Raw genomic sequence first — 14,248 nt, 5'->3', positions numbered from 1 at the left:
GAGTAAAATCAGCTAATTTTCCTTGACATCTCGGCCCATAAATTGTAATTCCCAGCCGTTCGTAATATGTTGTTTATGCCGCGACAATGGATTTGCCGCGGCGTTTTGTTTAACTAACTTTTTGGGAGGATTGATATGGAATCTGTAGTCAGCGATTTGAACGTTCCGCATCGTCTGCTTCTTGGCCCCGGTCCCAGTGCGGTTCATCCCCGCGTATTGCGGACGATGAGCGCCCCGCTTGTCGGCTATCTCGATCCGGCCTGGCTGGCATTGATGGACGAGGAGCAGCAGTTGCTCAGGAAGGTTTTTCAGACCGAAAACACCCTGACCCTTCCGATGACGGGTACGGGAAGCGCCGGCATGGAAACCGCGTACTGCAATTTTGTAGAGCCGGGCGATACGGTTATGATCCTCTGCAATGGCTATTTCAGCGATCGAATGTGCGAGATGGCAAAGATTTACGGAGCCAATGTGATCCGGATCGAAAAACCGTGGGGTGAGGTATTCACGCCGGAAGAGGTTGAGACCGCGCTTCAGGAAAACGGCAACGCCAAGATATTGGCCTTGATTCATGCGGAAACCTCGACCGGCGCCTTGCAGCCGCTTCAAGGAATCGGCGAGATAGTCCATCGGCACGGAGCGCTTTTCCTTGTCGATTGCGTAACATCTTTGAGTGGCGTTCCCCTTTCCATTGATGCTTGGGGAATTGATATCGCCTTCAGCGCCTCCCAGAAGTGTCTCGGCTGTCCTCCCGGCCTTTCCCCGTTTACCGTAAGCGACAGGGCTGCCGCCGTTTTGCATGATAGGAAATCCCCGGTGCCGAACTGGTACCTCGATCTGACTAAAATTGAAAAATACTGGAGCAAGGAGAGGGTTTATCATCATACCCCCTCGACCACCCTCCACTACGGATTTCGCGAAGGTCTGCGGCTGGTGCTGGAAGAGGGGCTGGAGCATCGCTGGGCGCGTCACCGGAGGATTGCGGAATATCTCTTTGAAAAAATGGACAGTATCGGGGTTCAGTGTCTGGTCAAAAAAGAGAACCGTCTTCCCTCCCTGACTACGATTCTTGTTCCCGAAGGGGTTGACGACGCGGCTGTGCGGACAAAGCTTCGCGAAGCCTATAATATTGATATAGCGGGCGGGTTTGGGCCTCTTAAGGGTAAGATATGGCGGGTCGGCCTTATGGGATTCTCCAGTCGCAGGGAAAACGTTACACTCCTGTGCGAGGCCCTGCGGGAAATTCTCCATGACAAAACGTGATTTCTGTAAACCCTCTAATTATATTGTAAATAAAGAAATTTTATTAAGCAGCAAACGGTTTTCCAACCGATTTTTTATAAAGGAAGTGGTATGAGCACCATGATAGAGAAAATTAGAAACATCGGGATTAGCGCGCACATTGATTCGGGAAAAACGACACTGACGGAACGGATTCTGTTTTACACCAAAAGGATCCATGCCATTCACGACGTCAAAGGCAAGGACGGTGTCGGCGCCACCATGGATTCGATGGAGCTGGAGAAGGAACGGGGCATTACCATCGCCTCAGCAGCTACCTTCTGCCAATGGAAGGATTATGAGATAAATATCATCGACACCCCCGGGCATGTGGATTTTACCATTGAAGTGGAGCGCTCGCTGCGCGTACTGGACGGCGCGGTGCTTGTGCTCTGTTCTGTCGGCGGCGTTCAGTCCCAGTCCATTACCGTTGACATGCAGATGAAGAGGTACAATGTTCCTTGTATTGCCTTTATCAACAAATGCGACCGCAGCGGCGCCAATCCGGAGCGGGTTGTTTCGCAGCTTCGCTCCAAACTGGGTCACAACGCAGTGGCAATGCAGATACCGATAGGTTTGGAAGCCAATTTCCAGGGAGTTGTCGATTTGCTGTCCATGAAGGCGCTTTATTTTGACGGCGCCAACGGAGAGATTATCCGTGTTGAAGAGGTTCCTTCCGAACTTCTGGCGGCCGCTCGCAGCAAGCGCGAAGAACTGATTGATGCCGCTTCGCTTTTTTCTGACGAACTTACCGAGGCGATTCTCGGGGAAACCGAGGTTACTGAGGAAATGATTGCCAAGGCCGTCCGCAGAGGCGCCCTGACAAGAAAAATGACCCCGGTTTTCATCGGCTCTGCCTACAAAAATAAGGCCGTTCAGCCGCTTTTAGACGCAGTTATCAACTATCTGCCCTCTCCGGACGAGGTAGTGAACACCGCCCTTGATCTGAATCACGATGAGGCGCCGGTTGTTCTTGACTCTGATCCGACAAAGCCGATTGTTGCCCTGGCGTTCAAACTGGAAGAGGGACATTACGGGCAGCTTACCTATATCCGCGTTTATCAGGGCATCCTGGAAAAGGGCGCGACCATTGTCAACACGCGCACCGGTAAAAAGACCAAGGTGGGGCGCGTTGTGCGGATGCATGCCGATCAGATGGAAGACATGGAGTCAGTCTCTGCCGGGGTTATCGGGGCGCTTTTTGGAATCGAGTGTTCCTCCGGAGATACGTTTGTTGCTCCTGGACTCAACCTGACGATGACCTCGATGTTTGTTCCCAAACCGGTTATTTCGCTGGCCATTGTTCCGAAGGACAACAAGGCGCAGATAAACATGTCCAAGGCGCTCAACCGCTTTACCAAGGAAGACCCGACGTTTCACGCCCATGTGGACGAGGAAACGCTGGAAACGATCATTGAGGGGATGGGCGAGCTGCATCTGGAAATATACGTTGAGCGGATGAAAAGGGAGTACGATGCGGAAGTCGAAACAAGCAAGCCGCGCGTCGCGTATCGCGAGACGATAACCCAGCGGGGCGAATTCAATTATACGCACAAGAAGCAGACCGGCGGCTCCGGCCAGTACGGGCGGGTTGCCGGCTATATGGAGCCGATAACCGAGGGCGACGAGGATTTCATCTTCGACAATCAGATCAAGGGCGGTTTGATCCCGACCAATTTTATTCCCGCTTGCGAAAAGGGCTTTCAGCTTTCGATGGCCAAGGGGCCGAAGATGGAGTTTCCGGTGACCGGCGTCAGGGTCGTCATCAACGATGGGGCTTACCATGCGGTTGACTCGTCGGAAATGGCCTTTCAGGCTGCCGCCCGCGGCGCCTTCCGCGAGGGGTATGCAAGGGCAAAAGCGGTAATTCAGGAGCCGATCATGAAGGTTGTCGTCGAAACGCCGACGGAGTTTCAGGGTTCTGTCATGGGCCTGCTCAATCAGCGGCGCGGGATGATCGTAGGCGCCCAGGACGAGGGGGTAATGACGGTGGTCGAATCTCAGGTGCCCCTTTCCGAAATGTTTGGATTCTCCACGGTGTTGCGCTCTTCGACTCAGGGAAAGGCGCAGTTTACGATGGAATTTTCCATCTACCGGCAGGTTCCGCAGTCAGTCGCGGAAAAACTCGCCGAGGAATTTGCCCAGAAGAAAAAAAGCGAGGCATGAAGTCAGGGGTGTGGATATAAACAATAATGATAACGTATTTTTGAATTCAAAGACAGGAGTCACGCCATGATTAAACAGGAAATGATCCTTCGCAACACCATGCGTCAACTCGGTTTTGAGTCAGAAGAAATCCTTCCCAAAGGTGGTTTCGGTGCGGTTCTGGCCCGCGCCGGGGTAGGCAAAACAGCCTTTCTGGTGCAACTGGCCTTAAGCGGGCTGCTCAATGAAAAAAAGGTTCTCCATATCAGCCTCAACGATCCAGTTGACAAGGTAAATATTTGGTATAATGAGCTTTTCCGTCTCCTTGCCGCCGGTGACGAAAGGGTCAATAAAGCCGCTTTTTTAGAGTCTCTGCTGCCCAATCGCTTTATCATGACCTTCCGTGTCGAGGGTTTCAGCGTTCCTAAATTGGAGGAACGACTGAACGATCTCTCCGAGCAGGGGATATTTTCTCCCTCCATCATGATCATTGACGGTCTGAACTTCGAAGATTCGAGAATTTCGGATATCAAAGAACTAAAAAAACTGGCGGAAAAACGCGGGATGCAGGCATGGTTCACCGTTCAGACCCACCGTCATGAAGAGCCGGTCGCGGATAGTTTGCCCTCCTCCTTTGCCCCGTTTGCAGAATTGTTTGAAATCATCATGGAGCTTCGGCATGAACATGCCGACGTTCATATAAAGGTTCTGCGGGGAAGCGGCGCCGTTAGCGAATCGGCGTTGCTCGATCCGACTACAATGCTGATCAAGGAAAAGTTTTAAGCCGGAAGGACAAGCTGAAGTTTTCTGTGGCATCGGGGGCAGATATTCATGGGCGGTTTCAACATTTATTGGGGAAACAGGCTTGAAACGCTCGCGGATGTGCTTGCCGATGTCATGCATACTCCCCTTTTAAATCCCCTCCAAAGCGAGATTGTCGTTGTACATAACAAGGGGATGCAACACTGGGTTTCGATGCGTTTGGCAGAGAGAAACGGCGTCTCTGCGAATGTCCGATTTCCCTTTCCCCGTGCTTTTCTTTACGAAAGCGGGGTTAAGCTCGCCGGGATCTCGATCGGCGACGAGTACGAACCCGATATCCTGACATGGCGAATTATGGAGGCCCTGCCGCCCTGTCTGAGTGATCCCCTCTATCTCGAAATCCGGAACTACCTTGCCGATGATTCCGGCGGTTTGCGGGCATACCAGTTCTCTGCAATGCTGGCCATGGTTTATGATCGTTATCTGGTCTATCGTCCGGAGACCATAGCCGCCTGGGAAAAGGGCGACAGCTCAACAGGCGAAGAACGGTGGCAGGCAGATATGTGGAGAAAAATCCGCGCCTCCTGCCGGGCTGAGCATATCGGCGGCCTGCGCTCCACCATTGCCAGTCAACTAAACCAGCAGACGGTGCGTTCGCTTCTTCCTGAGAGGATCTCGATATTCGGCATCTCCAATCTGCCCCCCCTCTATCTGGACATCTTTAAGCTTCTTTCCCGGGCAATTCAGATAAATGGATTTTTTTTGAACCCCAGCCGGGAGTTTTGGACGGATATACGTTCGGAACGGGAGATGGGGATGATGGTAAAGCGGGTGCGGGAAAATACGTCCTGGAAAACAGCCACCAGCGATGATCTCTACCTGCAGCGGGGGAACAAACTGCTTTCCTCTTTTGGCCGTTGCGGTCGGGATTTTTATGCGCAGCTTCTCCAGTTTTCCTTCGATATTACAGATAAATTTTCTGATCCCGGGGAAAATGCGCTTTTAGAGATCGTTCAGTCGGACATCCTGAATCTGCGTGATCGCGGCGCCGACGCCCCCGCAGTTATGCTGTCTTCGTGCGACAAATCAATCCAAATCCATTCCTGCCATAGTCCCCTGCGGGAAGTAGAGGTGCTTTACGATCAGCTCCTGGAAATATTTTCCCAAGAACCGGGGCTTTTGCCGACGGATGTCGTTGTCATGTCGCCCCGGATAGAAGCATACGGGTCGTTTATTGAGGCGGTTTTTGGAGGCAGGGAGATTCCCTTCAGTATTGCTGACCGGGGACTGACCAGGGGCAACCCCTTTGTTCGGGCGCTGCTTGCCGTCCTGGAGCTTCTGAAGGGCCGCTTTGTCCTTGCCGATGTTATGGCACTGCTCGATTTTCCTCCCGTAAGAAGACGCTTTGAATTGGGAGAGCAAGAGGTGGAGCTGATGCGCCGCTGGGCAGTGGAATCGGGAATCCGTTGGGGGACGGACGCTCTCGATCGCAAAATGTCCGGTCTGCCTGCTACCAGTGAAAACACCTGGCAAATGGGGCTGGAGCGTCTGCTGTTAGGGTATGCATTGCCTGGCGATGCGGGCATGTTTGCCGGAATTGTGCCGTATGGAGACATCGAAGGCAGCGACGGGGAAATCCTGGGACGATTAATTTCCTTTGTTGAAACAATAATCTCGCTTCGCAAGACCCTTATGGCGCCCCGTTCCCTTAAAGCGTGGGCGCTTTGTTTCTTGTCAATGATCAACTCACTTTTTGAATCATCCGGCGGCCAGGACGACGAAGAAGACCTTCACCTTTTGCGCAAACAAGTCGAAGAGACAGGGGCCATGGAAAACAGGGCCATGTTCACTGGGAATGTTGAATTTTTAACGGCAAAAGCTCTTTTTCAGAATTATCTCCAGAAAACGATTCATCCTTACGGATATCTGCGGGGCGGGGTTACATTCTGCTCGATGCTCCCGATGCGGAGTATTCCTTTTCGGATTGTCTGTCTGCTCGGGATGAACAATGGCGATTTTCCCCGGCGCTCTGCCGCCGTTGATTTCGATCTGATGGCCAAAAAACCGCGACCGGGGGACCCCTCGCAAAGGGACGAGGATCGCTACCTGTTTTTGGAAGCGCTGCTGTCCGCCCGTAAAACATTTTACATAAGTTATACCGGGCTCAGCAGCGAAGACAACAGCGTCATTCCCCCGTCCGGGGTGGTATCGGAGCTGCTCGACTGTCTGGAGGAGGGATTCAGCGCTGAGGCGGGGACACTGCGGGAACAACTGTTTACATTGCACCATTTGCAGGCATTTCATCCCGAATATTTCTCTAATAACTCAAAACTGTTCAGCTATTCCCGTGAAAATCTGAGAGCGGCCCGGGCGCTTATTATGGACATTAATCTGCGATTTCAGGAGTGCCGGTTAAAGAAGGAGTTTTTTACCGACCCGCTCCCCGAACCGGAGGTGGGTTGGCGGGAAGTCGGCATTGCCAATTTGCAGTCATTTTTCAGCAATCCGTCACGATATCTGCTGAAAAAGAGGATTGGCCTTACCTTCGAAAACGGGTATGAAATCCTTCCCGAAAAAGAGCTGTTCCGCATTGGCGGGCTTGCAGGATTCCAGACGGCGGAAACTATGCTGGCGTATGCCGTTCAAGGAGGAGACCTACAGGAACTTTATCCCGTCTTGACGGCTGCGGGGAGTCTTCCTCACGGAACCGTCGGGTTCTGTGAATATGAATCCTTGGCCGGCGAGGTAAGCGAATTAGTAGAATTATTGAAAACCATTCCCGACTGGGGGAAGAAATCGAAAATTAATGTTCAAAAAATGATTGTTGACGTTGATCTGGCGATCGCCGGACTGCGCGTGACCGGAAGGTTAAAATATCTGACCGAATCTGGTCTTCTGAAGTACCGGTTTGGTAAAATTCGCGCCCGGGATTTACTCGGAATCTGGATTGAGCTGTTGCTTATCTCCGTTGCAGAGGAGGGATTCTCACTGCCAGCGCTGTTTTTCGGGCGAGAGGGGGGATGGGTTTTTGCACGGCCTGAAAATGCGGCGGCTCTACTGGAAGAACTCCTCGGTCTGTACTCCGCCGGCCTGCGTCGGCCGCTGCCTTTTTTCCCGGAGACGTCTCTTAGCTATGCCGAGGCCATGTACGGAGGAAAAAGTGAAGAGGAGGCCCTGAGGCGGGCGATGACAACCTGGGCGGACAAAGAATATGCCTATGGGGAGATTAACGACCCCTATTGCCAGCGATGCTTCGGCGATGAACCGCCTTTCAGGGACGGTGCGTTTCAGGAAACGGCGCTCATGGTTTTCCAGCCGCTTCTTGCCTGCAAAAAGAGGCTGGAAAGATGAAAGACAATAAGTTTTTTTTTAGGGGGGAGTTTGACCCCCTCAACGCCCCCTTACGGGGTGCGAACCTTATTGAAGCCGGAGCTGGAACAGGAAAGACACATGCCATAACAGTAATTTACCTACGCCTTTTGATAGAGGCGGGCTTATCGGTAAAAGAAATCCTTGTTGTCACATACACCGTTGCCGCGACTAACGAACTTACCGATAGAATCCGCAAGGTCATAAGCGCAGCGCTCAGAATATTGAAAAACGACACGGGAGCGGACGGTTTTCTTGCCGGGCTTTCCCAAAAATTGGCAAAAGCCGAAGAACGAGCAAGGGCGGTTGAACGGTTGACCAGGGCGCTTGCCGATTTCGACGAGGCGGCAATTTACACGATCCACAGCTTTTGCCGAAGGGTGTTGCAGGAAAATGCCTTCGCGAGCGGCGAGCTTTTTGATACGGAGCTGATAACCGATGACCTCAAGCTCAGGGAAGAGGTAGTAGAGGATTTCTGGAGGAGGAATTTCTACGAAACCTCTCAGGAATTTGCAGCCTATGCGCTGAATCGTAAAATCGATCCGAGCAGCCTGCTTAAATTTTCTCGAAACAGTCACATTTCCGAAGATTTGCTAATACTTCCGGAAACGGAGCCGCCCGTTCAGGAAAGGCAGGAATCTATAGTCGCCGATTTGAAACAGAGGCTGTCCGAGCTGCGCGATCAGTGGCCTTCCTTTCGCGGAGAGTCGGCAAAACTTCTTATGAATCCGGCGTTGAAAAAAAATATTTATGGCGAAAGGGTTGCAGCGCTGATCTCGGAAATGGATATTTTTCTTTCTCCGGGGGCGCCGTCGCTTTTTCCCTGCGACTTTTTCAAGAAATTTTCCGCCGCCTTTATCGCTTCGGCGGTACGCAAGGGGACAACCCCTCCGGAACATCCATTTTTTGAGCTGTGCCAGCAAATATTGTTTCTTTCCGGAAAATTGCAGGAAATTCTGGAGAAACGTCTGCTTTATGTAAAGAGGGAATTGCTGCTGACGCTGACAAAAGAGCTGCCGCTGAAAAAACAGGACCACAATGTTCAGTATTTTGACGATTTACTCCTCCGCCTCCGGCATGCCCTTTTCCGAAATGGGGGGAAACATTTGACGGCGGCTCTCCGCAAACAGTACAGAGCCGCGCTGATTGACGAGTTTCAGGATACCGACCCGGTTCAATACGCAATCTTTTCAGAGGTCTTTCGCGATGCCGGGAACATCCTTTTTCTGATTGGCGATCCCAAACAGGCTATTTACAGCTTTCGCGGCGCGGATATTTTTGCCTATCTGGCAGCGGGCCGAGAGGTGGATTCTGTTTATACCCTCACAGCCAACTGGCGCTCCGAACCCACTCTGATCAAGGCCGTAAACACGCTCTTTTCCATGCGAACGGCGCCGTTCGTTTTTCCGGAGATCGAGTATCGGGATGCCTCTTCCGGAAGTGATTGTTTTATAAATAAATTAATTATTAATGGCATCTATGAACCACCTATGATGTGTTGGTTAATAGATGCTGGAGATGGAAAACCTCTGTCCCGGGGCGTTGCCCGACCCCGGATCGCCAGGGCTCTCGCCGCTGAAATTGCAAGACTCATTGTTTCCGGCAGAGCGGGAAAGGCGACCATCGGCAAGCGGAGGGTGCAGGCAGAGGATATTGCGATCCTTGTTCGTACAAACCAGGAGGCGATCCTCTGCCGGGATGCCCTTGCCGAGCTGAAAATACCGGCCGTTCTGCATAGTGCAGAAAGCATTTTTTCGTCGCATGAGGCGGCGGAAATGGAGCGGTTTCTGTTAGCCGTCCGTTTTCCGGATCGGGATGATCTTATGCTGGCAGCGCTGGCAGCCGATATGATTGGGTGTGATCTCCAGGCGCTGAACGCCCTTAAGGCGGATGAAGTCCTATGGGAAGATTGGCATCAGAAATTCCAACGTTATCACGAATTATCGGAGAACGCCGGATTATTGAGGATGTTCCGATTTTTTATCGATCGGGAGGGCGTAAGGGAGCGGCTGCTTTCGTTTGCCGGGGGAGAACGTCGTTTGACAAACCTCCTGCACCTGGCCGAGGCGCTGCAAAAAGAGGCGGAAGAGAAAAATATGACCTTGGATCTTCTTCTCCAATGGTTTGCCCGGAAGATGGACAATCCGGCAGGGGAGGAACATCAGCTTCGTCTGGAGACCGACAGCGCCGCGGTGGAGATCGTGACGATTCACAAGAGTAAGGGGCTGCAATACCCGATTGTTTTTTGTCCCTTTCTCTGGGGGGGATTCAGAGAACCGGAAGCGCCGCTTTTCTATCATGAGCGAGCAAGCGGGCAGGTCTGCGATCTGGGCTCTGACGAATATCCCGCCCATCTGCGGCAGACCAGGAAAGAGCTGCTTGCCGAAGAAATACGCCTCTTCTACGTAGCCCTGACGAGGGCTGTAAATAGTTGCACCTTTGTCTGGGGATGGATCAACAAAGCGGGAACATCCGCGCCCGCTTATCTTTTACATGGCGAAGAAGATGGGGAAGAGGAGGATATTGTAACGGCTGCGGCAAAAAATTATCATGGTCTCTCCGGTGATTCTGTTCGCGCCCGTATGCAGGAGATAGTCGCCGCGTCGCAAGGGGCGATAGAACTCTTGCCGCTGCCGGATTGCGAGGGAATAACCGCTTTGCCGCGTTCGTCTGCCGCCGCAGCGCCTGTATGCCGGGAGTTTGACGGGGTGATCGACCGTTCCTGGCGGGTGGCCAGTTTTTCCTATCTTGCCGGAGGAGGGGGACAGGCCGGCGAGTATCCCGATCGCGACGCTATGGACAATCCCCAGGTATCGTTTCCGGAACGGGAAGAGAAGATAGACGAAGATGATCCGATCCTTAATTTTCCCCCCGGCAGCCGCTCCGGTGTTCTTCTCCACGAAATACTTGAACAATGCGATTTCACCAAACGTCCTGAGCCCGTCCTCCCGGATGCGGTTGTCGTAAAACTGCGCGAAAATGGTTTTAATCCCGGGTTGCAGGGTACTGTTCTGGAAATGATCGACCGGGTTATCCACCACCCCTTGATTATTATGAACATTAACCGTCGCTTTCCGGACATCCCGGACGGGGAGGCGCCTGGAGAACTTATCGCAGGGACGGGCAGTGACAGAAACAAACAGGCTGAAAAACAGGAGATTATCAGCTTATCCGAAATTGGGACTAAACAGCGTCTGAACGAACTCGAATTCTACTTTCCGCTGAAGAATCTTTCCCAGGACAGGCTGAGGGATATCTTCAGCGAAAGCGGAGTTTTTGCAGAAAACCCCCGGCCTGATGATTTTATTTACTCACTGAGGCGCATCCAGTTTGAACCTCTGCGCGGATTCATGAAGGGGTTTATGGATATGGTTTTTAACTGGAAGGGGCGTTGGTTTCTGGTGGACTGGAAATCCAATTTTCTCGGCAAAAGCCGACTTGATTACAGGCGCGACAAACTTCCCGCGGCCATGGCCGAGCATAAATACATGCTGCAATACTACATCTATCTGCTGGCGCTGCACGCATATCTGAAGCTGCGGCAGCCCGACTACGACTATCGCCGCCATTTCGGAGGGGTTTTCTACCTTTTTCTGCGGGGGATGAACCCTGCCTGGGGAGGAGAATACGGCGTATATTACGACCTTCCCGCACCGGATAGTCTATTTTTTCTCAGCCGTGAGTTAATGGGACCGCCTGAATAGTTACGTCACGCGTTACTTTGGCTTATTCGTGGGATAATTTTGGTAATTATTGGTGATTTTCTGGTTGTCAATTTCGGCGGGAGCCATCTTGGAGAGCATCTCCCATGTTGAAATATCGAGTTTCAAACGGTGGATTACGACCTCGAGATCGGCAGCCCTTTTTTTAAATGTTCTTCTTTTCGAGAGATCCATAAAGGTGTCGTTGGAAAGTTGTTTTTCAATATCATTCTTCATTGAAAGAGACTCTTTCAGTTTTTCTCTCAACTTAGCGCCTCTATCTGTAACTTCCGATTCTTCTTCTTGCTTTTTTATCTCTTCGGCAATTTCGCCGGAGGGTGCATCGATCTTGGTTTTTGTGTTTATTACCCGATATGTTGCAGTTTTTCTTTCATCCTGTGTTGTTGTTTTGATGCATACATCGACGAAAAACAATCCAGCGGGGGTGGAAAAGGGAATGATGATGCTGGGGACATTGTAAATGGAATTGATTGTATGATTCTTTCCATGGACCACGGTCGGAATCGCTGCGAAGGCCTTTATCCCTTCTTTTTCCATTAAGTTTCTGGCTGCTCCTGAAATCATGTTGGTTAGTTCGCCCACGGCATCGATGATCGCAGGATTGATTACGGAATGATTTTCACCCAGCATGCTGTTGACCACTTCACAAATACATGGCTCGGTGAAGCTGAGTGCCAAAGAACCGGTTGCATCTCCGGTTATTCCAATGATCCCCGAAACATCACCGGCGGCGGCTGTGTTTTTTTTAACAAATGGCTTTCCCGGAACGGCGGTTATAAAAGCCATCGTTTTAAGAACATCCAGAGTTCCCTGCAAAAAAGGATTTATGTAGTTCACATCCATTGCGGCTATTTCAACCTATGCGTCATTTTTTCCGTATTTTCCCAACGTCCTAAAAACGGATTGGTTTTTATCATACGTATCTATTGATGAAAAGAAAATAATTTTATTTCAATTTGATCCAATCAAAGGGACCTTAATTTTCAGGGGGAAATTAAATACCCAGAGTCCAAGGTTATTCATTTGTGGTGGAATGATGGCTATATACTTGCACCCATAAGAATCCCCGTTGTTAATATGATTATAATTACTTGCATGACGCTTAGTTTAAGTGACAAGGGCATAAGCCGCCGCTTTCCCTTCATGAAGCACCCGAGCGGATATCAGTCTCCGCTAACATGTCAGCTTCCGTAAAGTTCTGTTCCCTGTCAAAAGGGCCACTTTTGGCTTTGTAATCTATTTCTTGTATGCTGACTGTCCTGAGTAAAGTTAAGCGCATCCAATCAGTAAAGCAGATTATGCCGGTAACGGTGGGTAAATCGTAGGGGGTATATGACTCCACTGGTCCGCAAAATAGCGTGTAGTTTGTTCCAGTGGGCCGTTGACTGCTCTTATACTTTATACCATCATATCCGTTACTTCTAATGAGTTCTGTAAATACCTGTGTCGGTACATAGCCCAGCGCATTAGACTCTTCCTTGAACGGACGCGATATCTCTTGGGCAAAACTCTTCAGAAAGTTTGTTGCCCAATTTTTGTCATGGTCATAATCGGGACTAAAGATGCTGTCTGGATATTGAGCTCGAACGTCAGCTAGATCAAGAATATTTAAATCTTTCTTGGTTAAAAACTGACCCAGCCAAGTTCTCGTTCCCACATCTGGCTTTATCTCCGCGAGGCACGTCTCAGGCGTATCGCTTAAATACATGTATGATATCCCAGATGGGCTCATACGGCTGTGCATAGCTTTGTCCAAGGGCGGAGGACCCAATTCATTCTGTATCTCTTTGGCTGTGTGGGGAAGTTTCTGTCCTTCTGCCCGTGCCCGCCAGAGTGTCGTTCCAGTAACCAAGGGAATGCTTTGCTCATCAAGCAGCAGAAGTACCGGTTCAAGAATCTGGTCCCTTTTATACTGATCCTCCCCAAGATCAAAGAAGCGGGCGTGATGTTTTACGGAGTGTTTAAAAGCGTTCCAGGAATACTCGTATTTATTGCTATCCGGTCCATAAAATTCGTCTCGTAGCACTAAAATAGCCGATCCGCCATCCAGGGGATCACCATCCCCATCTTTTAGGTCGCTCCAACTGGGTCCACTCTCAGAGAGTAAGTCACCCAATAGCTTCCTTTGTTCACTGGCATCGAGTCTCTCTTCCGAAAAAATGGTGTATTCATCAATAAGGATTTCCTCAATAGATTGTCCTGCTGTATTTTCCTTTTCTTCAGGATCCCAGTAGAGACCAGATTTATTCACGTCCTCATACGCCTTACTGATACACTCTCTTATAAATCCACCAACATCCGATAGATCGGCAATATAAACATCCTTGCCAGAGCAATAATCGCAATCGTCTTTTGTTTCGAATTCCTTGATAAATTGTATTATGTGTTCTTCATCAAAACATTTTTCGCAGCATGCCATAATTGAACTCCGAAAATATTGGCCATCTATTTGTTTACCTATGATTCAGCAGAATAGCGAAAGCCATGCTCAGGTTCTGACCGTAGTCAAAGCTTTTTCGATATCTACAAGCGATCGCATTCTATTCTGGGAATGAATCACCGTTCCCTGATATCTCAACATCTGCAAGATGAGTAGCTGCAAGCAGTACTGGCCTTTTTTGAGAAGGTCCGATGAGTGTTTATCAGCCCCGATAGGATGTGCGGCCAGTTTACCTGAATGCGCTACGCTGTTTCGTGCCTCGTTAAGTGCGTCGAGGTCTAACCCCACCAGGTTGAAATCGAGGCCGAAGGCAGTCGCAAGCTGTATGATTGCGTCTTTTAGTTTGGGCCAATCAAAAATTACGGAAATCCGGCTGCCCCAAAATCCATGAGCGTCGCAGTTTGCCAGTGGCGACCTGGAATTGTATTAAAGCTGGCGGGACGAACATGGTGTGTGACGTAACTGAGTCTTCTTCCCTGGGAATAAATTTATAAATATTCTTCTTCGGTTTTCTTCGTTTTGTTCCCGC

The 14,248-nt window shown here is 50.5% G+C and carries 7 protein-coding genes; 5 read left to right on the top strand and 2 right to left on the bottom strand.

What is annotated here, in order from left to right:
• The first annotated feature begins 135 nt into the window (after nucleotides 1–135).
• The 5 genes from M0P74_11985 to recB all read left to right on the top strand — a co-directional run bounded on the left by M0P74_11985 (nucleotide 136) and on the right by recB (nucleotide 11,261).
• On the top strand, nucleotides 136–1,263 hold the full coding sequence (locus M0P74_11985; GenBank protein ID MCK9364301.1) for an alanine--glyoxylate aminotransferase family protein: 1,128 nt from the start codon (nucleotides 136–138) through the stop codon (nucleotides 1,261–1,263).
• Between the two features lie 90 nt (nucleotides 1,264–1,353).
• Nucleotides 1,354–3,447, top strand: a complete 2,094-nt coding sequence (gene fusA / locus M0P74_11980; GenBank protein MCK9364300.1) for an elongation factor G — start codon at nucleotides 1,354–1,356, stop codon at nucleotides 3,445–3,447.
• A 66-nt stretch (nucleotides 3,448–3,513) separates the two neighbouring features.
• A complete protein-coding gene (locus M0P74_11975) occupies nucleotides 3,514–4,209 on the top strand; it encodes an AAA family ATPase (protein MCK9364299.1) in 696 nt (231 codons plus the stop codon).
• 48 nt (nucleotides 4,210–4,257) lie between these two features.
• The gene (gene recC / locus M0P74_11970; GenBank protein ID MCK9364298.1) at nucleotides 4,258–7,539 is read left to right on the top strand and encodes an exodeoxyribonuclease V subunit gamma; all 3,282 of its coding nucleotides are present in this window, start codon (nucleotides 4,258–4,260) and stop codon (nucleotides 7,537–7,539) included.
• Nucleotides 7,536–11,261 (top strand): exodeoxyribonuclease V subunit beta, encoded by a 3,726-nt coding sequence (gene recB, locus M0P74_11965; GenBank protein ID MCK9364297.1) that lies wholly within the window; start codon nucleotides 7,536–7,538, stop codon nucleotides 11,259–11,261. Before recC ends, recB begins: the two co-directional genes overlap by 4 nt.
• A 12-nt stretch (nucleotides 11,262–11,273) precedes the next feature.
• Here the strand turns inward: recB and M0P74_11960 are convergent, their stop codons facing one another.
• Together M0P74_11960 and M0P74_11955 are read right to left on the bottom strand one after the other, a co-directional pair.
• A complete protein-coding gene (locus tag M0P74_11960) occupies nucleotides 11,274–12,122 on the bottom strand; it encodes a chemotaxis protein CheX (protein ID MCK9364296.1) in 849 nt (282 codons plus the stop codon).
• Nucleotides 12,123–12,420: 298 nt separating this feature from the next.
• Nucleotides 12,421–13,698 carry an RES domain-containing protein gene (locus M0P74_11955; protein MCK9364295.1) on the bottom strand — a complete coding sequence of 426 codons (1,278 nt, stop codon included), beginning with the start codon at nucleotides 13,696–13,698 and terminating at the stop codon, nucleotides 12,421–12,423.
• Nucleotides 13,699–14,248: the final 550 nt, after the last annotated feature.

This window comes from Syntrophales bacterium, from assembly GCA_023229765.1.
Lineage (GTDB): Bacteria > Desulfobacterota > Syntrophia > Syntrophales > UBA5619 > DYTH01.
Note: the sequence above shows the minus strand (reverse complement) of the source record. Positions and strands in the feature narration are given on the sequence as shown.

Excerpts from the sequence above, each read along its gene's own strand:
- M0P74_11985 (MCK9364301.1), top strand. The coding sequence starts at position 136 with ATGGAATCTGTAGTCAGCGATTTGAACGTTCCGCATCGTCTGCTTCTT.
- fusA (MCK9364300.1), top strand. The coding sequence starts at position 1,354 with ATGAGCACCATGATAGAGAAAATTAGAAACATCGGGATTAGCGCGCAC.
- M0P74_11975 (MCK9364299.1), top strand. The coding sequence starts at position 3,514 with ATGATTAAACAGGAAATGATCCTTCGCAACACCATGCGTCAACTCGGT.
- recC (MCK9364298.1), top strand. The coding sequence starts at position 4,258 with ATGGGCGGTTTCAACATTTATTGGGGAAACAGGCTTGAAACGCTCGCG.
- recB (MCK9364297.1), top strand. The coding sequence starts at position 7,536 with ATGAAAGACAATAAGTTTTTTTTTAGGGGGGAGTTTGACCCCCTCAAC.
- M0P74_11960 (MCK9364296.1), bottom strand. The coding sequence starts at position 12,122 with ATGGATGTGAACTACATAAATCCTTTTTTGCAGGGAACTCTGGATGTT.
- M0P74_11955 (MCK9364295.1), bottom strand. The coding sequence starts at position 13,698 with ATGGCATGCTGCGAAAAATGTTTTGATGAAGAACACATAATACAATTT.